Origin of the sequence: Alteriqipengyuania lutimaris, assembly GCF_003363135.1 — a bacterium.
Lineage (GTDB): Bacteria > Pseudomonadota > Alphaproteobacteria > Sphingomonadales > Sphingomonadaceae > Alteriqipengyuania > Alteriqipengyuania lutimaris.
Map to the genome: position 1 here is coordinate 2693061 of NZ_QRBB01000001.1, position 18675 is coordinate 2711735.

Annotated in this window: 12 protein-coding genes; 6 read left to right on the plus strand and 6 right to left on the minus strand. The window is 65.2% G+C overall.

Going from position 1 to position 18675, the window contains the following annotated elements; translation table 11 throughout:
- Window positions 1-136: 136 nt before the first annotated feature.
- Genes DL238_RS12975 through DL238_RS12985 form a run of 3 tightly spaced genes read right to left on the minus strand, consistent with a single transcriptional unit; the run spans window position 137 to window position 4487 of the window.
- A complete protein-coding gene (locus tag DL238_RS12975; RefSeq protein ID WP_115492648.1) occupies window positions 137-1477 on the minus strand; it encodes a peptide MFS transporter in 1341 nt (446 codons plus the stop codon).
- Window positions 1474-2472 carry a dipeptide epimerase gene (locus DL238_RS12980; protein WP_115492649.1) on the minus strand — a complete coding sequence of 333 codons (999 nt, stop codon included), beginning with the start codon at window positions 2470-2472 and terminating at the stop codon, window positions 1474-1476. Before DL238_RS12980 ends, DL238_RS12975 begins: the two co-directional genes overlap by 4 nt.
- Window positions 2472-4487 carry a serine hydrolase domain-containing protein gene (locus DL238_RS12985; RefSeq protein ID WP_234031072.1) on the minus strand — a complete coding sequence of 672 codons (2016 nt, stop codon included), beginning with the start codon at window positions 4485-4487 and terminating at the stop codon, window positions 2472-2474. Before DL238_RS12985 ends, DL238_RS12980 begins: the two co-directional genes overlap by 1 nt.
- 136 nt (window positions 4488-4623) lie before the next feature.
- On the opposite strand from DL238_RS12985, the gene DL238_RS12990 reads away from it, so the two are divergent.
- The 5 genes from DL238_RS12990 (at window position 4624) to DL238_RS13010 (ending at window position 12288) form a co-directional block, all read left to right on the plus strand.
- Complete coding sequence (locus DL238_RS12990) at window positions 4624-5283, plus strand: helix-turn-helix domain-containing protein (protein ID WP_115492650.1); 660 nt, start codon at window positions 4624-4626, stop codon at window positions 5281-5283.
- A gap of 142 nt (window positions 5284-5425) precedes the next feature.
- Window positions 5426-6025: a TetR/AcrR family transcriptional regulator gene (locus tag DL238_RS12995; protein WP_115492651.1), complete on the plus strand. Its 600-nt coding sequence runs from the start codon at window positions 5426-5428 to the stop codon at window positions 6023-6025.
- A gap of 223 nt (window positions 6026-6248) precedes the next feature.
- Window positions 6249-7577, plus strand: a complete 1329-nt coding sequence (locus tag DL238_RS13000; protein ID WP_234031073.1) for an efflux RND transporter periplasmic adaptor subunit — start codon at window positions 6249-6251, stop codon at window positions 7575-7577.
- A 74-nt stretch (window positions 7578-7651) separates the two neighbouring features.
- Window positions 7652-10840 carry an efflux RND transporter permease subunit gene (locus tag DL238_RS13005; RefSeq protein WP_115492652.1) on the plus strand — a complete coding sequence of 1063 codons (3189 nt, stop codon included), beginning with the start codon at window positions 7652-7654 and terminating at the stop codon, window positions 10838-10840.
- A gap of 11 nt (window positions 10841-10851) precedes the next feature.
- Complete coding sequence (locus DL238_RS13010; protein ID WP_115492653.1) at window positions 10852-12288, plus strand: efflux transporter outer membrane subunit; 1437 nt, start codon at window positions 10852-10854, stop codon at window positions 12286-12288.
- Window positions 12289-12459: 171 nt separating this feature from the next.
- Here the strand turns inward: DL238_RS13010 and DL238_RS13015 are convergent, their stop codons facing one another.
- Window positions 12460-14508, minus strand: a complete 2049-nt coding sequence (locus DL238_RS13015) for a S9 family peptidase (protein ID WP_199798048.1) — start codon at window positions 14506-14508, stop codon at window positions 12460-12462.
- Between the two features lie 374 nt (window positions 14509-14882).
- Here DL238_RS13015 and DL238_RS13020 point away from each other — a divergent pair, with 374 nt between their 5' ends.
- Window positions 14883-17078 (plus strand): TonB-dependent receptor, encoded by a 2196-nt coding sequence (locus DL238_RS13020; protein WP_115492654.1) that lies wholly within the window; start codon window positions 14883-14885, stop codon window positions 17076-17078.
- On the opposite strand, the gene DL238_RS13025 is transcribed toward DL238_RS13020, so the two are convergent.
- Both DL238_RS13025 and DL238_RS13030 read right to left on the minus strand, forming a co-directional pair.
- Window positions 17072-18085, minus strand: a complete 1014-nt coding sequence (locus DL238_RS13025) for a histone deacetylase family protein (RefSeq protein WP_115492926.1) — start codon at window positions 18083-18085, stop codon at window positions 17072-17074. The genes DL238_RS13020 and DL238_RS13025 overlap by 7 nt on opposite strands.
- Window positions 18085-18675 carry an FMN-binding negative transcriptional regulator gene (locus DL238_RS13030; RefSeq protein WP_115492655.1) on the minus strand — a complete coding sequence of 197 codons (591 nt, stop codon included), beginning with the start codon at window positions 18673-18675 and terminating at the stop codon, window positions 18085-18087. Before DL238_RS13030 ends, DL238_RS13025 begins: the two co-directional genes overlap by 1 nt.

Sequence of the window (18675 nt, forward strand, 5' to 3'; positions counted from 1 at the left end):
AGTGGCCCGGCTCGAAAATCTGGCTTTTGTCATACCCCGTGTCCCTTCTGACAATTTGCCGCCGGAGACGCCTGAACCCGACTCCAGAGGCTGCTTATTTTCTTATCAGGACAATAATGTCCTTGTAAGAGAATTGTCAAATCCCGGCTGTCGACCCCACCTTCGTGTCCGGAACCTGCTCGGAAGAGCCGAAACGCGCGTCGAAAACCCGCCGGGCGGGCGCATCCAGCAGCCGCAGGACGATGGCTGCGGCGACCGCGATCGCGGCCAGTAGGCCGAAGTAGATCGATGGCGAGATTTCGCTCCAGAAGCTCCCTACGAAACCCCCGGCGAGGCTGCCGGTGAAGATCGCGAAGAACCAGCTGGCGACGGTGCTCGCACCGAGCCGCTGCGGAGCGAGGCGTGCGAAGATTCCCAAGCCATTGGGCAGGATGTAGAGTTCGCCCGTGGTCAGGATCAGGAAGAAGGCGACCAGCCAGATCCAGCTCGCCTGGCCATCCTGCTGGATGCCGGCGACGAAGGCGAGCAGCACGTAGGCACCGGCCACGACCAGCGCGCCGATCGCCATCTTCTGCAGAGGGGAATGCTCGGTCCCCGCCTCCGCCTGCCGCCGCCAGCGGGCGAGCAGGAACGGGGTGAGCAGAATGACGATCATCGGGTTGAGAGACTGGAACCAGGTCATCGGTATCTCGAAGGCGAACGCGGTCCGGTCCACCCCTTCGTTCGCCCACAGGGCGACCGTGTTGCCCACCTGCTCGTAGGCGCTGCGAAACAGGGTGACGGCAAGAAGCAGTGCGCCCAGCAGCATCAGCGTTGCGCGGTCGAAACCCTGCCAGGTTCCGCCCTCCTCCGCTTCGACAGCGGCTGGTTCGCGGGTCTCGGGCGGCAGGTATTTCCCGCCCAGCAGGTAGATCGTCAGGCCGATGACCATCCCGATGCCCGCTGCACCGAAACCGTAGTGCCAGCCGTAGAATTCCCCGAGCGTTCCGCAGATCAGCGGTGCGAGAAAGCCGCCGATATTCACGCCGACATAATAGATGTTGTAGGCCCACGGCCTGCGCGGGTCGTCCGCAGCATAGAGATCGTTGATCTGGCTCGGCAGGCTGGGGAGGAAGAAGCCGTTGCCCAAGGCGATCGTGCCGAGGGCAATGTAGAGCATCGGCTCGAAGGCCATCAGGAAGTGGCCCAGCGCCATGATCGTGCCGCCCAGGATCACCGCGCGCCGCTTGCCCAGCCAGCGATCGGCGATGATCCCGCCGAAGATCGGCGTGAAGTAGGCGAGCGCGGTGTAGGTGCCGTAGATGTAGGACGACATGCCCTGCTCGATCAGCAGCTCGATCGTCATGTAATAGACGAGCAGCGCGCGCATGCCGTAGTAGGAGAACTGCTCCCACATATTGGTGAGGAACAGGACGGTCAGGCCGCGCGGCTGGCCGAACCAGGTCTTCTCGCTTCCCGGAGCCAGGGCTGTCGTCACGCGACGTAGCCCCACACGTCCTGGCCGCAACTGACCATGCCGTCTTCATAGTGCAGCGACGGTTCGCGGTCTTTCGCGAGGAAGGTCGGTCCGTCCAGATCGACGTAGTCGCACAGCTGAGCGAGGATATAGGCGGGCGCCATAGCGAGGCTGGAGCCGACCATGTTGCCGACCATGACCTGGAGCCCGTGCTGCCGGCACAGGCGCGCGATTCTCAGGGCTTCGGTCAGCCCGCCGCACTTGTCGAGCTTGATATTGAAGACGGAGAACCTGCCTGCCAGCGCTTCCACATCGGAACTGGTCAGCGCGCTTTCGTCGGCAGCGAGCGGGATCGGACACTCGAAACCTTCCAGGTCGCCCTCGCGGCCGCGTGCCAGCGGCTGTTCGAGCAGCGATACCCTGCACTCGGCGAGTGCGGAGACGAGAGGGTCCAGCTCCCCGAGCGCGAAACCCTGGTTCGCGTCGACCATCAGCCAGACGTCCCCCCGCGCCTCCCGGATCGCGCGCACGCGCGCAATGTCGAGAGCGAGATCGCCTGTCAGCTTGATCTTGATCGCCTTGGCACTGCGGTAACGGCTTGCCCCGGCCGCCATCGCCTCCGGCGTGTCCGCGCCGAGCGTAAAGGTCGTGACGACCGGCAGCGGCGCATCGATCCCCGCCATTTGCCAGGTGGGCGTGGCGGTGCGGCGCGCCTCCAGTTCCCACAGTGCGCAGTCGATCGCGTTGCGCCCGCCCCCCGCGGGCATGGCATCGAGCAGACCCTTGCGATCGATCCCGGCCTCGATGACGCCACGCGCCGCTTCGATATCGGCCATCATGTTATCGGCATCGTCGCCGAGGTAATAGACGCCCCCTCCCTCGCCGCGCCCTTCGTGCGCGCCGTCGGAAAGCGTCGCCACGACCACCTCGCAGTTCTCGAACACGTGGCCCGAGATGCGAAAGGGTGCCGCGAGGCGCAGCGTCTCGCGCCGCGCCTCGAGCTTCAGGCCCGGCATCAGTAGTTGGTCCCGAACCCGATCAGGTGGAAGGCGAGGCCCATCCAGACGATCACCAGTCCGGCGAGCACCAGAAGGATGCTCCAGACCTTGGCGGTCCACGCGCGCTTGCCGGTCCAGACCTGCCAGAGATACCAGCAGAACACCGCCAGCCCCCCGAAGAACACCACGAACGTGGCGATCTGCAGGACGATGACGACCGTGTCGAAGGCTCCGCCGAGATTGGTCAGGTCGCCGAACATCAGGGTGATCGTGACCGCCCACCCCACAAGAACGAGGAGGATGGCCAGCGCGGCGATCCGCGAGAGGCGATAGCCGAGCAGTTCGCGCCCCTCATATCCCAGCGTCCCCGAATAATGCCGCCGGACCAGTGCACGCGTCGGCCAGAGCAGCGCCGTGAGCAACAGGATGAGAAGGCTCGCGTAGAGCAGCGGCATCAGCAGCGAGGAGTCCTTGTACCACGGGGCCCGCTCGAACACCGTGAAGGCGGACATGATCGACAGGCTGAACCGCGTCACCTCCCCATCGACAACCTCGGCACCCAGCTTCTGGTGGCTGTTGAGGTCCTCCCACAGGAAAGGCTCCACCTCGACCCAGTTGGCCGGGCGTCCGGTCAGGCCCATGCCCGGCGGCAGCACGAGGTCCCCGTCCGCGTCCACGCCGACAGTGGTCTGGCCGAGAAGCTGGGTAAGATTGAGGAAGGTCGAATCCGCACGGCGCGAGGGCACCCAGTTGCCCGCCAGCATCTGCGCATGTTCCTTGGCGGTTTCGGGATCGACCCGGCTCGTTTCCGGCTCTCCTGGGAAATAGCGATCAGCGAATTCGGTGAACAGGTTGATCCGAACGCCATTGACCGCGCCCGCTTCGCCGCCGCTGTTGAAGGACGCATAAAGGCCCACGCCCTCGTCCAGAAACAGGTGAAGCGAAGTATGAAAGCCCTCGGTGTCGCCGAGGTGGGCGATCACGTCCTGGCCGTTGATGTCGGTTTCGAAGAAGCCGAGCAGCATCCGGTCGAGGCCGGGGATCATGTCGGTCGCGGTGGTATGCATCTCGCGCGCGGTCTCGGCCTCGAGGATGCGGTTGCCGTCGAGCTCGCCATTGTTGAGGTGCGCCAGCATGAAGCGCGCCATGTCCGTTCCGGTGGAGGTCAGCGACCCGGCCGGCGAAGGCCCGACGATCTCGAACGGCACCGGCTCGCCCGATGCCGTGCCGTAACCGGTGGCGAGGTTGCCGCGCATGCTTTCCGGAACCGGCTGGCGGAACGTCGAATCGTTCATGCCCAGCGGATCGAAGATGTGCCGCTCCACATAATCGTAGAACGGCTCGCCCGAGACGCGTTCGACGATATAGCCGGCGAGCGCGGTGCCGTAGTTCGAATAGGCGGGCGTCTCGCCAGCGTCGAAGATGCGCTCGGGCACCCACTGCTTGAGCAGTTCGTCGTAGGGAGGGATCGTGTCGCGATCGTGCCCGATAAGATCCTTCACCTGTTCCTCGAACCCGGCGGTATGGGTCATCAGCTGACGCATCGTTACAGGTTTGCCGTTGCGTTCCGGAATTTCGAAATCGAGATACTGGTTCACGTCCGCGTCGAGATCGATGCGACCCTGTTCGACCTGCTGCATCACCGCGGTCCAGGTCACCAGTTTGGAAACCGATCCGGGCCGGAACAGGGTGCGTCCCGGGTCGACGGGGGTGCGATCCTCCACGTCGGCGAGGCCGAAGCCGCGCTGGGTCAGGATCTCGCCGTCCTTGACCACCACGACCACCGCACCGGCGATATCGCCGTCGCCCAATGCATAGGGCATGTACCCCTCGAGCCAGGTGTCGACATCGGTCTTCGTGAGATCAGCCGCGCCGTCCGGCCGGTCGCTCGCCTGGGCTGCGGCGGCCTGTTCGGCTTCCGGCGTCCCAGGGAGATTGGGGTCCGGCGTCTGCGCGAACCCGCTTCCGCCAATCCACAGCAGAAATGCGCCCATTGCTGCAATCGCGGCGAGCATCTCTTTCTTCAAACCCATGTTGTCCCCCCGCCTGTGCGGCTTGTTGCTTCGATCTGGCTTCGTCGCTAGCTTGGACGAATATTAGTTGGCGTGATCAGGACATAATGATCCTAATTAGAAAATTGTCAAATCGGGGCAGGCAGGAGGGGCGCGCGTGACGGAGCAGCACCAGACACTCGGCAGCCTCATGCGCGGCCTGCGCAAGCGCAACGGCTGGACTCTCAAGCGGATGAGCGAGGAAAGCGGCATCCCCGTCTCGACGCTTTCCAAGGTGGAGCATGACCGGCTCACGCTCACCTATGACAAGCTGCTCCAGTTGAGCCAGCGCCTGGGAATCCGCCTGTCGGAACTGTTCGCCGAGCCGGAGGACCGGGGCGAGCGGTCGATCACCGCGCGTCGCAGCATCGGACGGCTCGACCGCGCGGTGCGGGTTACGACCGACAATTACGACTATTACTACATGTGCCCCGAACTGCGGAACAAGCGCATGATCCCGATCGTGACGACGATCCGTGCGCGCACGGTCGAGGAATTCGGCAAACTCGTCCGCCATTCGGGCGAGGAATATATCCACGTGATCGAAGGCAGCATCGTGGTCCACACTGAATTCTATGATTCGGTCACGCTCGAAAAGGGCGAGGGAATCTATATCGATTCCGACATGGGCCACGCCTACGTCGTGGCCGAGGGGTGCGACGAAGCCCATGTTCTGGGCATCTGCGCGAGCCGCGAGCAGGACTTCGCCAAATCGCTCATGACCATCCACGGCGACGACGCGCCCGAGCATGATGGCAGTGCTAGCGGCACGGGATAGGGACTGGCTCCGACCGGGCACCCGCCTTCTCCGTCAAAAGGCGAAATGCGGAAAGCCGAGGGCTGCAATCAGGTCTGAACCGCCGGACCGCGCGAGCGCCATTCCCATTGAATCTCGCCAGCAAGGTTCTATACCTAAAGGTATGGAAAAGCTTGCAACAAGAGGTCGCCCGCGGGAATTCGATACCGACGTCGCACTTGCCGAAGCCCTGCGCCTGTTCTGGCAGAAGGGGTACGAGGGCACCTCGCTCAGCGACCTGACCGAAGCGATGGGGATCACCCGGCCGAGCCTCTATGCCGCGTTCGGCAACAAGGAGACGCTTTTTCGCCACGCGCTCGATCTCTACGAGAAGGACAAGCTCGCCTATATCGGCGAAGCAGTCGAGGCGCCCACTGCACGCGGCGTTGCCGAAACGCTTTTGCTAGGATCGGTCGACGTGGCAACCGGCGGCGAGTGCCGCGGCTGCATGGGCGTGATCTCGATGGTCGGCTGCCAGAGCGTGGAGCCTTCGATCCGCGACGACGTGAACGCCCGCGCCCAATCCGCAAAACAGCTGATCGTCGACCGGATGCAGCGCGCGATCAACGCCGGCGAATTCGCCGTGCCGACCAGTGCGGAGGCGATCACGCGCTATCTGCTCGCGCTGATGCAGGGTATCTCGGTGCAGGCCCAATCCGGAGCGACCCGGAGCGAGCTGATGGAAGTTGCTGATTCTGCGCTGCTTTCGTGGCCGTCGCGCTGACGGTTTTTCGCATCTGCGAAAAAATTACCGGGCGGTACAGAAAATCCGCTTGACCTGAACCCCAGATTACATACTTATCGGTACAGATAGCTGTGCAGCGGTGATCGCTGCGCGGTGGCCGGGTGCCGCGGGCCCCGGTTCGTCCGAATTGTGCGCGTCCTGCTTCGAAAGCTCTCGCTTTTGGAGGCGGTAGCGCTTGTCTCGACAAGGTCAGGAATACCCGATGCTCGACACCCCTCTCGACCGCTACGCCGATCACGCTACCGAGGAACGCCGTGCGCAGCAGGATGCCCAAAATGTCGACGAGGCAGGCTCGCCGGAGCTTGCCGATCACGAGCAATCACATGGGCTCATGCGCCACCGGCGCCTGTGGATCGGCCTCGCTCTGCTGGTAGCGATCCTTGGTGCGTGGTGGCTCCTCGGCGGCAAGCCTTCCGCCCCCGCCGCTGCGGCACCGCCCGCAGTGACCGCAGCGCTTCCGCTCCAGAAAGAAATCACCGAGTGGGACGAATTCGTGGGCCGCTTCCAAGCCAGCCGCAGCGTCGAGGTCCGCCCGCAGGTTTCGGGCGAGATCACGCGCATCCATTTCACCGACGGCCAGTTCGTCCGCAAGGGCGCGCCGCTGTTCACCATCGACGCACGAACCTATCGCGCCGCGCTCGCCGAGGCGCAGGCTGAGGTCGCGCGGGCCGAGAGTGCGCTTGCGCTGTCGCGCGACAATCTGAGCCGTGCGCAGCGGCTGGTCACTGACGATGCGATCGCCGCGACCGAGATCGACCGGCTGCAGGCCGAGGTGCGCAATAATGCCGCCACGCTTGCTGCGGCGAAGGCGCGGGTGAACTCGCGAGCGCTCGACGTCGGCTTCACCACCGTCCGCGCGCCGATTTCGGGGCAGATCTCCGACCGCCGGATCGACGCGGGCAACCTCGTCTCGGGCGGGGGTGGCAGTGCCGCCACGCTGCTGACCACGATCAACGCGGTCGACCCGGTCTATTTCGAATTCACCGGCTCCGAGGCGCTGTTCCTCAAGGCGCGCCGCGAAGGGCTCGACAAGGGCACGCCGGTCGAGATCCGCCTGCAGGACGAGGCCGACTATCGCTGGCACGGCACGCTCGACTTCACCGATAACGGGCTCGACAGCGAGTCCGGCACGATCCGCGCGCGTGCGGTCGTGCGCAATGGCGAAGGCTTCCTTGCGCCCGGGCTGTTCGGCCGAATGCGGCTGGCGACCGGCGGCACGCGGCAGGCGCTGCTGGTGCCCGATACCGCCGTCACCACCGACCAGACGCGCAAGCTGCTGCTGGTGGTCGGCAAGGACGGCACCGTCGCCACCCGCGCGGTCGAGCTCGGGCCATTGGTCGGTAATCTGCGCGTGATCGAGAAGGGTCTGAAACCCACCGACCGCGTGATCATCGAGGGCACCCAGATGGCAATGCCCGGGCAGAAGGTCTCCGCGCAGAAGGGCCGGATTTCGGCACCCCCGGCGGAGGCGACCGCGCCTCCCGAGACGCCCGCCTCGATCCCAGCCTCCTCCGCCAGCCTCGCCAGCTAAGGCGCGCCCGCGCGCAGCCTCACGCCCGAATTACGCCCCCAATTCACGCCCCAGACCACGCCCGGAGTGCGTCCATGAACATTTCCCGCTTCTTCATCGATCGGCCGATCTTCGCCTGCGTCCTCGCGGTGCTGGTGACGCTGGTCGGCGCGATTTCCTACTTCTTCCTGCCGGTCAGCCAGTATCCCGACATCGTGCCGCCGACGGTGACCGTCACCGCGGTCTATCCCGGTGCCTCGGCCGAGACGGTGGCCGATACCGTCGCCAATCCGATCGAGCAGGAGATCAACGGCGTCGACGGTATGCTCTACCAGTCGAGCGAATCCACCGGCGACGGGCGGATGACGATCACCGTCACCTTCGCGCCTGGCACCGACCTCGACGAAGCGCAGGTGCTGGTCCAGAACCGCGTCGCAATCGCCGAGGCGCGGCTGCCCGAAGAGGTCCAGCGGCTCGGCATCGTCACCCGCAAGACCACGCCCGACTTCCTGATGGTGGTCAATCTGGTATCGCCCGACGGTTCGCTCGACCGCGAATATATCTCGAACTACGCACAGACGCGGATCAAGGACCGTGTCGCCCGGCTCGAAGGGGTCGGCGACGTACAGATGTTCGGCCAGCGCGAGCTGGCGATGCGCGTGTGGATCGATCCGGGCCGTGCCGCCGCGCTAGGCCTGACGGGCAGCGATGTCGTGCGTGCGCTGAGGGCGCAGAACGTGCAGGTCGCCGCCGGCACGCTCGGCCAGCAGCCGAGCCCCGATTCCGCATTCCAGCTCAATGTCGAGACGCAGGGCCGCTTCACCAGCCCGGACCAGTTCGGCCAGGTGGTGATCCGCACCGACGAACAGGGCCGCCAGATCCACGTCAGCGACGTGGCACGGGTCGAGATCGGCGCGGCGGACTACGCCACATCGGCCTACCTCAACGACACGGATTCGGTGATCCTGCCAGTGTTCCAGAAGCCCGGCTCCAACGCGCTCGCCGCGGCGGAAGGCGTCAAGGCGACGATGGACGAACTGGCGGCCGATTTCCCGCAGGGCCTCGAATACCGGATCGTCTACAACCCGACCGAATTCATCGCCGAAAGCATCGACGCGGTGCTGCACACATTGCTCGAGGCGGTGGTGCTGGTGGTGCTGGTGATCATCGTCTTCCTGCAGAAGGCGCGCGCCTCGATCATTCCCGTGCTCGCGATCCCGATCTCGCTCGTCGGCACCTTCGCCGTGCTCGCGATGCTCGGCTATTCGCTCAACAACCTCTCGCTGTTCGGGCTGGTTCTCGCGATCGGGATCGTGGTCGACGACGCGATCGTGGTGGTCGAGAATGTCGAGCGCAATCTGGAGGCTGGCTACAGCCCGCTGGAAGCCGCGCGGCGATCGATGGACGAGGTCGGCAGCGCGCTGATCGCGATCGTGCTGGTACTGTGCGCGGTGTTCGTGCCCACGCTGTTCATGGGCGGCCTCTCGGGCGAGTTCTACAAGCAGTTTGCGGTCACGATTTCCGCGGCGACCATCATCTCGCTGTTCGTGTCGCTCACGCTGTCGCCCGCGCTGTCCGCGCTGCTTCTGCGGCCGCACGAGCACCTGCCCGAGGACGCGCCGCGCTGGCGCAAGGCGATCGAGCGGGCGGGCGACAGGTTCAACGCCGGGTTCGAGCGCTTCAGCGACAGCTATGCGCGCCTGACCGGGCGGCTGGTGGCGATGCCCCGGCGCATGATGCTCGCCTATGGCGTGCTGATCGGCCTCACCGGGTTCGCATTGGTTATGACCCCCACCGGCTTCGTACCGCAGCAGGACCAGGGCTATTTCGTCTCGGTCATCCAGCTTCCCCCGGGCTCGTCCACGACCCGCACCGATGCGGTGATGAAGAAGGTCGCCGAGCGTGTGCTGCCGATCGAGGGGATCACGGGCACGGTCATGCTGTCCGGCTTCGACGGGACGACGCAGACCCAGTCCGCCAGCTCGGCGGCCGCCTACTGGGTGCTCGACGATTTCCATCACCGTGAGGGCAACGGCCAGTCGATCGACGAACTGATCGCCAAGGCGCAGGCCGCCACCGCCGACATCAACGAAGCGCGCCTGATGATCGTCAAGCCGCCCGTCATCCAGGGGATCGGCTCCGCCGGCGGGTTCCGCATGATGCTGAAGGACGATTCCGGGCAGGGCTACCGCCAGATGCAGGAAGTGGCCAATGCCGTCATCGCGCAGGCCAACCAGCAGGAAGGGCTGGCCGGGGTCTATACCTTCTTCGACACCGGCACCCCGCGCGTGAAGACCGATATCGACCGCGAAAAGGCGCAGATGCTGAGCGTTTCGCCGAGCGACATCTTCGACACGCTGTCGGTCTATCTGGGCAGCGCCTTTATCAACGACTTCAACCTGCTCGGGCGGACCTATCGCGTCACCGCGCAGGCGGATGCGAGCTATCGCGACGATGTCAGCGATATCGGCAATCTGTATGCCCGGTCCCGCAATGGAGCGATGGTGCCGCTGGGATCGGTTGCGACCGTGACCGACACAACCGGCCCGTACCGCGTCAGCCGCTACAACCTCGCGCCCGCAGTGGCCATCGACGGCGACACCGCCCCGACGAGTTCGACCGGGCAATCGCTGGTGACGATGGAGAAGGTCGCAGCCGAAACCGTACCGCAGGGCTATTCGACCGAATGGACCGGCATCGCCTTCCAGCAGGCCAGCACCGGCAACACTGCGATCTACGTCTTCGGGCTCGCGGTGCTGCTCGTCTTCCTCGTGCTGGCGGCGCAGTACGAAAGCCTGATCATGCCGCTGGCGATCATCCTGATCGTGCCGATGTGCCTGCTGGCGGCGATGATCGGGGTCAACCTGATGGGGATGGACAACAATGTCCTCACCCAGATCGGGCTGGTCGTGCTGATCGCGCTGTCCGCCAAGAACGCGATCCTGATCGTGGAATTCGCCCGCCAGGGTGAGGCGCTGCACGGGCTGTCGCCCATCGATGCCGCGATCGAGGCGGCGCGGACCCGTCTGCGGCCGATCCTGATGACGAGCTTCGCCTTCATCCTCGGCTCGGTCCCGCTGGTGATCGCGACCGGCGCGGGCGCGGAACTGCGCCAGGCGCTGGGCACGGCGGTGTGCTTCGGCATGCTTGGCGTGACCGGCTTCGGCCTGATCTTCACCCCCACTTTCTACGTCGTTTGCCGCGCTCTGGGCGACCGGCTCGCATCGCTGCGCGGTCCCAGCCGCCGTAGCGAGGCGAGCCCGGCGATGCAGCCGGCCGAATAGGACGAACAGCCATGCACATTCGCAACCTCACCCTCTCTGCCGTCTCCGCGCTGGCTCTCGCAGCCTGCGCGGCGGGGCCGGACCCTGTCGCCTCTACCCCCATCCGCGATGTGGAAACCGGCCCCTACCTTTCCGCCGAGGCCGACGTCGTCAGCCCCGCGCCGCTGCCGCAGGACTGGTGGCGCCTGTACGACGACCCCGTGCTCGACGGGCTGGTCGCCGATGCGCTCGCCGCCAATACCGATATTCGCCAGTCGGTCGCCCGGATCGACCGGGCGCGGGCGGCGCTGCGCGGCGCGCGATCGGATCGCTTGCCGCAAGTGGGGCTCGATGCGTCCGCCGGATATGGCCGCACACCCGAAGCGCAGACCTTGCCGGGGCAGGACCGCGACGGCGGCCAGTTCTCGATCGGCGCCGATATCGCCTACGAAGTCGACCTGTTCGGGCGGGTAAGCAGCGGTATCGCCGCCGCACGCGGCGATGTCGCCGCGGCGCGCGCCGATGCCGAAGCGGTCAGGGTGATGGTGGTGGCCGACACCACCCGCGCCTACGCCGACGCCGCGAGCGCGGCGGCGCGGTTGCGCGTGGCACGCTCGATCGTCGATCTGCTCGAAGACAGTCTGCGCCTGACCCGCCTGCGCCACGATGCGGGCTATACCGATGGGCTTGCGGTGGCGCGGATCGAGAGCCTGCTCGAACAGCGCGCCGCCACCATTCCCGCAATCGAGGCGGAGCGCCGCGCCGCGCTGTTCGCGCTCGCGACGCTGACCGGCCGCGCGCCCGCCGCGCTGCCCGCCAATATCGGCGAGCGGACCGTTCCGCTGGAGATCGAGGCGCCGCTGCCGGTGGGCGACGGGACGCAGCTGCTCGCGCGTCGCCCCGATGTGCGCGCGGCGGAACAGCGCGCGCTGGCCGACGGGGCGCGGATCGGCGTCGCCCGCGCCGACCTGTACCCACGCATCACGGTGGGCGGGTCGATCGGATCGAACACATCCAAGCTGGGCGACCTGTTCACCGGCGGCCCGCTGGGCTTCGTGCTCGGCCCGCTGATCGACTGGGCCTTTCCCAATCGCGAGCCGGTCTATGCCCGGATCGACGCGGCCGAGGCGGATGCACGGGGATCGCTCGCCGCATTCGACGGCACCGTCCTCGTCGCCTTGCAGGAAGCGGAGACCGCCCTGTCGAACTACGCCCGCTCGCTCGAACGGCGGCGGATCCTGGTCTCAGCAGTCGCCTCGGCGGAGCGCGCGGCACGGATCGTGCGCGCGCAGAACCGCGAAGGGCTGATCAATTCGCTCGATACACTCGATGCCGAACGCACGCTGGCCGAAACCCGCGCGACGCTGGCCGATCAGGATGCCGATGTGTCGCGGCAGCAAATCGCGCTGTTCCGCGCATTGGGCGGCGGCTGGTCCGCCAGCCATGGAGGCAATAATGAAGCCCTCTAAAGATTCATGGTGGCACATCCATCGCGACGCCATCCTGTCCGGCATGTTCGGGTTCCTCATGACGTCCGCCATATTGCTCTGGCCGATCGTCTCGGCAGCCTAGCGCTGGACCAGAGGCACGCCCGGTCGTGCGATCGGGCGTTTCGAACACGATAGCGCCAGACCGCTTGTCTATGTGCGGTTGCGCGATGCGCAGTCGGAGACGCTCTGTTCGGCAAAAGCCCAGAAAAGCGCCATTTCGCTGTATTCCTCGCGCAGGTCGGCGCTTCCCTGATGCCCTGCATCCGGGTCGACCAGCAATATCGCAGGCTCCCCGGGCAAAGCGCGGTGGCGGACCTCGGCGACGAGTTTCGCGGGTTCCCAGTAGGCGACGCGATCGTCTTTCAATCCTGCGGTGCACAACAGTGCCGGGTAGCTCGCCGGTTTCACGTTCTCGTATGGCGAGATGGAGGCAATGTAGTCGTAGGCTTGCGGATCGGCGAGAGGGTCGCCCCAGTCCGGACGGAACAGCGGGACAAGGGGATGGTCGGCATCGCTCATGGTATTGAGCATGTCCACAAAGGGCACCTTGGCGATCACACCGGCCCATAATTCGGGCGCTATGTTCATCGCTCCGGCCACCAGAAGCCCTCCGGCGGAAAGCCCATAGGCGGTTACCTTTTCGGGCGCGCACCGCTTCTGCGCCACAAGGTGGCGCGCACAGGCGATGAAGTCGGTCATGGAATTGCGTTTCTGGAAGCGTCGGCCATCGAGGAACCACTGTCGCCCTTCCTCCCCGCCGCCGCGCACATGCGCGATCGCGTAGACCCAGCCGGCATCGACCAGGACGGTAGCGGGCAGGGAGAAGACAGGCTCGCTCGACACACCATAGGCGCCATAACCGTAGAGCAGCAGCGGCGATGAGGCGTGGCGAGGGTGATCGCGCCTCGAAAGGAGGGTCACCGGCACCATGGTCCCATCCGGCGCCCGCGCCTCCGTCCTCTCCACCCGATAGGCACCGGGATCGTAGTTCCGGAGTTCGGTCTCGCCGACCAGGGTACGCTCGCCCGAGACAAGATCGACGTCGTACCATGACATCGGCCGGGCGGGGGTTTCGAACCCCACGCGGACCGAAGATACCGAGTAGTCCTGCCCCGGCGGGAGGGTCAGCGCGAAGGCCGGCGCATTGAAGGCAATGTCCCGCTCCGTCCCGTCGGGTTTCATCAGGACAAGGCGATGCAGCCCATCGGCACGCTCGAGCCGGACCAGCCCGTCCTCGAAGGGCAAGAGCGACACGATCGGCCTGCCCGGACGGTGAGGGACCAGCGTGGGACCGGCTTTCAGCGTTCTGGAATCGAGGCGGACCAGCTTGCCGTCGAAAGCTTCGTCCATGGTGGTCAGCATCAGCAGCTGCCCGTTCCATTCGTGAACCGAGTAGATGATGCCTTCTTCGCGCTCGCGCACCACCCGCGGCGGTGCGCTTTCCGCACCGCGGGCGATAAGGCGGGTTTCGGACGTGTCCGGCCCCGCGAGCTCCAGCGCCACGAACCCGCCAGCCGCCGTACGCCGGACCTGCATGAAGATGGCCGGGTCACGCTCTTCATAGACAAGCGCCCCCTCCCCGCCCCCAAGTGCGCTGCGATAGAGCCGAGTGGGACGGTTGCGCGCATCGCGCCAGATCCAGAACAGGCTGTCAGATCCCGGCGCAAAGGTCAGGCCGCCATAGCCGTAGGCATCGCCGGGCACGAGCACGCGAACCTCGCCGTCCTGCGTATCGAGCACGCAGATGCGATGGCGGTCGTTGCCGACCAGATCCTCGGCCCAGGCGAAATACCGGTGGTCGGGGCTCGGCTGGAATTCGGTCGCCCGGTAATAGGAACGCCCCTCCGCCCGCACGGCCTCGTCGACGAGGATTTGCTCGGGCCCCTCGGGCTTGCGCCGCACGTGAACCGGGCGCGTCGCGCCTTGTGGTACGTAGCTGTAGTAGAGCCATTCCTCTCGCATAAGCGGCGGAGCGGCATCTGTGGTGCCGGATCGCGCGAGCATGGCCGACACGAAGGCCTCACGCCGCGCCTCGAGCGGACCCAGCATCGCACGTGCGTAGTCGGCTTCCTGCTCGAGGTGGTTCGCGAGCCGGGGCGGCAGATTGTCCAGCGAACGCACGCCTTCGTCGGGGATGAACTTCATCCACGAATAGGGATCGTTCCGGCGCCGTCCGAGCTGTTCGATCCAGTCGTCCACGCGCGACGCGACGGGCGGTGTCGCGTTCGGCCAGCAACCGCTCGCGGCGGTTCTCCCGGGTCGGGCAAGAGACCCCGCGCAGCTGGCCGTCATGAAGGCGGTGGCGGCGGTGCCGAGGAGCATGCCGCGCCTCGTCAATCGGGATCGGGAGAAGTTCGGCATGCATCCGATCCTAAGCTCGGGCAACGTAAGGAAGCGCGCTGATACGGGCCGATCACCGCATCGATCGGGCCGCAACCGATCTGCGATTATCGCGCCGCAATTGAAGCAATGATGCGCCTCATGGCCCAATCAAGCAACAATCTGACCCACCTTCAACGCCGGGCCACAAATCGGACTGATAGCATTGCCTCGTACTCAGAGGGAGGCACAGCATGAAACCCCGGAAAACCTTGATCGCTCTCGCCAGTGGCACGTCGCTTCTGGTTCTCTCGCAACCGGCCCTCGCCCAGGAAACGGACGAAGCCGAGACCGTAGCGCCCAATACGATCGTCGTGACCGCCACCAAGCGCAGCGAGCGCATCGAAGACGTTGCCGCCTCGATTACCGCGGTCACGGCGGAGGAGCTGGACGAGCTCAACGCCCAGAGCCTTTCCGACTATATCACGCGCGTACCCGGCGTGGTCTTCAACGACTACCAGCCCGGCGTGTCCGAAGTCGTGATCCGCGGTGTGGCCTCGACCACCTATCATGAGGCCAATCAGGCAACGACCGGCTATTATCTCAACCAGATTCCGCTGGTGGAGCCGGGTTTTCCCATTGTCATTCCGGACGTGGACACGTTCGATCTCGCCCAGGTGGAAGTGCTGCGCGGTCCGCAGGGTACGCTATTCGGCTCTTCCTCGCTCGGCGGCGCGGTAAACTATGTCGTGAACGAGGCGGATGCGAGCGGCTTCGATGCCGGGTTCGAAGGGATCGTGTCCTCCACGCGCGATGCCGGTGAGGCGAGCACCGCCGTAAAGGCCATGGTCAACCTGCCGATCGTCGAGGACAAGCTGGCGGTCCGCGTCGTCGCGCTCCAGCGGTATGATGCAGGCTATCTCAACAACACAGGCACGGGCGTGGACGGCAGCAACGACCTGCGTGTTCGAGGGCTGCGCGGCTCGATCGTCTGGACGCCGACCGAAGCCACCACCCTTTCGGCCCTGAGCATGTATCAGGAATACGAGCTCAACGATCAGACCTATGTCGAATTCCGCGACGATTTCGGCCCATTCGAGCGGCGCACCAACGTCCCCGAATATCAGAACACCAGTTTCCAGCTGCACAGTCTGCGACTGGACCAGGCACTCGGCTTCGCGACGCTGACCGCCATCGGCAGCTATACCCTCAAGGAAAACGACCTCGCGTTCGACGATTCGATCTTCGTGGGGATCGATCCCCGCACCGGTACGGCGCAGCTTTCCGGCTCGGCCGGCGACTCGGAGACCTATTACGGCGAGGCGCGGCTTACTTCGGATGAAACCGGTCCGTTCAACTGGCTGATCGGTGCGAATTTCACCAAATTGCAGGCCGACAGCACCGGCCGTGTCTTCATCGAAGGAATCGGTGACTACATCGACGCCAACCCCACCGAGTTCGGCGGGCTGCCCGCCAGCGAGATCGCGCCGGACGACTTCGTCCAGCGCACGGTCAGTAGCAGCGATGTGCGCGAGATCGCTCTATTTGGCGAGGCATCCTTCACGATCGCCGATGTGCTCACCTTGACGCTCGGCGGTCGATTGTTCGAATACCAATCCGAACCGCGGCTGCAGTTCCTCCCGAATGCCGACCTGATCGCCCCGTTCGACTACCAGCCGGGCAAGCAGACGGAGAGCGGGTTCATCCCCAAGGCCTCGCTGCGTTACCAGCCGACCGACAATTTCATGGTCTACGCGCTTTATTCGGAAGGCTTCCGGATCGGCGGGATCAACGTCTACTCGGTCGCCGCAGGCACGCCGCTCGATTTCGACAGCGACTCGACACAGAACTATGAGCTGGGGTTCAAATACCAGCCGCTGCCAGGGCAGATTTCCATCGAGGCGACCGCCTATCACATCGATTGGAACGACATTCAGGCGCGCCTGTTCGTTCCGGTTACCTTCGAAGCCTATACGACCAATGGCGGCGGTGCGGAAATCGACGGGGTCGAGGTCTCGCTCAATGTGAGCCCTGCGGATTTCGTGTCGCTGTCCACCAATGTCAGCTACAGCGATGCGCGGCTGTCCGACGTGCTGCCTACGACTGGCGGCGGCTATCCTGCGGGCACCAAGCTGCCCGGTGCTTCGGACTGGACGTTGTCGAACCGGATCGATTTCCGACTTCCCATTCCCGGCCTCGAGCCGCGGCTGGGCTTCGCCCACCGCTACCTGTCGGAGGCGCCCGTCGCGTTCGGCGACCCCCTGGAGAAAGGCGATTATCACCTTGTCGACATCAACGCCGATGTCACGCTTGCCGAAGGGATCGAGCTGGGCGTCTTCGTGAAGAACGTGTTCGACGAATACGCTATCCTGAACGCACCCTTCGGCTTTGCCGGTTCGGTGACACGGCCCCGCACCGTGGGTGCCAGCGTTCGGTTCGACCTTTACTGAGCCGGGAGAGCATCAAGGAAGGCGGTGACGTTTCGGCCGAGATCGTCCACCGCGTAGCCGCCTTCCATGACGACCAGAGTGGAAAGGCCCATTGCGCCGATGGCTTCGCCCAGGCGCGGAAAATCATTCTGTGAGAGGCTGAAGCCGGAAATCGGATCACCTTCGTAGGTGTCCGCCCCGAAGGACAGGACGAGAAACTTCGCCCCCCAGTTCGCGATAGCCTCGCTCGACCGCATCAGCGCCTCGCGATAGTCCCCCCAACCGGTACCGCGCGGCAGCGGCAGGTTGAGCGTCGTGCCCTCGCCGGCGCCTTCGCCGCGCTCGTCGGCATAGCCCCAGTAGAACGGATAATCGGTACGCGGATCAGCGTGGATCGAGGCGAAGAATATCGCATCGTCCTGCCAGAAAATGTCCTGCGTGCCATTGCCGTGGTGGTAGTCCACGTCCAGCACCGCCACCGGGCCGAGGCCCAGCGCACTCGCCTGGCGGGCCGCGATGGCGGCGTTGTTAAGATAGCAATAGCCACCCATGTAGTCCGGACCGGCGTGATGACCGGGCGGGCGACACAGCGCGAAAGCCGTGCGCTCTCCACTATCAGTCATGTCATGGAGAGCGGAAAGCGCGGTCTGTGCCGACCAGTATGCCGCCTGCCACGTCCCCTGGGCGATCGGCGTGCCGGCATCGTAGCTATACCGGCCCAGCTGCGCATCGATCCTGTCCAGCGCGAGATCGCGCCGCTGCACCACGGGGAAGGTGTAGCCGATGGCATCGCCCTGCCGCCCTGCGGCGTGCCATTCGGCGAAGGCGCATTTCAGGAAGGAAACATATTGCGCGTCGTGCACGGCGAGGATCGGCGCCAACCCGTGATCCCCAGGTGGGCGACAGTCCAGCAGCGCGGCAATATCGCCCGCCCGGCCGGGCACTTCGGCGTAGGCGACCCAGTCTCCGTTATGCAGCTCGCGAACCGGAGCATGCGCAAGTTGCCGATCGTCGAAGACCGCCTTGATCATGCCGTTCCTTCCACCATTTCGCGCATCCATTGCGCCAGTTGCCTGTCGGGATGGTTGGTGACAATTTGCGCGAAGACGTCCTTCTTTTCATCCTGTCCCAGCTTGAAGGCGGGGGTGCAGTCGCGCACGTGTGCGCGGAAGGCGATGATCCGGTCCAGCATGCGCTCGTATCGCGCGCCCAATTCCGCAGTCGTCCAGCGAGCTTCTGTTCGGCCTTCCAGATGGCCGAGCAGGCGCTCCACCGATGCGCCCGTCTCTTCGGGCTGGAACTCGATCTCGACCCTGAAGCGCAGGACCGCATAGTTCCATGTCGGGCCCCAGTCGGTCTCGCCAACATGACGGGGGGAAACATAGCCTTCCGGACCATTGAACAGGACCAGGCCCGAAGCGTCCTGCGCGAAATCCTCGCACAGCGGATTATGGCGCGCGCAGTGGCCGAAAAGAGAAATAATCTCGCGTTGTCTGTTGCATTCGGCGAGCAGCGGCAGCGGGCTGGCGTTGAATTGGCGTGAAACGACCCATGCCAGCGGATATTCACCGACGAGGCGCGCAACGCGCTCCAGCATATCGGGCGAATGCGCGGACAT

What these genes read in the sequence shown, in the direction of transcription:
- DL238_RS12980 (WP_115492649.1), bottom strand. Translation starts at nt 2,472, where the DNA reads ATGCCGGGCCTGAAGCTCGAGGCGCGGCGCGAGACGCTGCGCCTCGCG.
- DL238_RS12985 (WP_234031072.1), bottom strand. Translation starts at nt 4,487, where the DNA reads ATGGGTTTGAAGAAAGAGATGCTCGCCGCGATTGCAGCAATGGGCGCA.
- DL238_RS12995 (WP_115492651.1), top strand. Translation starts at nt 5,426, where the DNA reads ATGGAAAAGCTTGCAACAAGAGGTCGCCCGCGGGAATTCGATACCGAC.
- DL238_RS13000 (WP_234031073.1), top strand. Translation starts at nt 6,249, where the DNA reads ATGCTCGACACCCCTCTCGACCGCTACGCCGATCACGCTACCGAGGAA.
- DL238_RS13005 (WP_115492652.1), top strand. Translation starts at nt 7,652, where the DNA reads ATGAACATTTCCCGCTTCTTCATCGATCGGCCGATCTTCGCCTGCGTC.
- DL238_RS13010 (WP_115492653.1), top strand. Translation starts at nt 10,852, where the DNA reads ATGCACATTCGCAACCTCACCCTCTCTGCCGTCTCCGCGCTGGCTCTC.
- DL238_RS13020 (WP_115492654.1), top strand. Translation starts at nt 14,883, where the DNA reads ATGAAACCCCGGAAAACCTTGATCGCTCTCGCCAGTGGCACGTCGCTT.
- DL238_RS13030 (WP_115492655.1), bottom strand. Translation starts at nt 18,675, where the DNA reads ATGTCCGCGCATTCGCCCGATATGCTGGAGCGCGTTGCGCGCCTCGTC.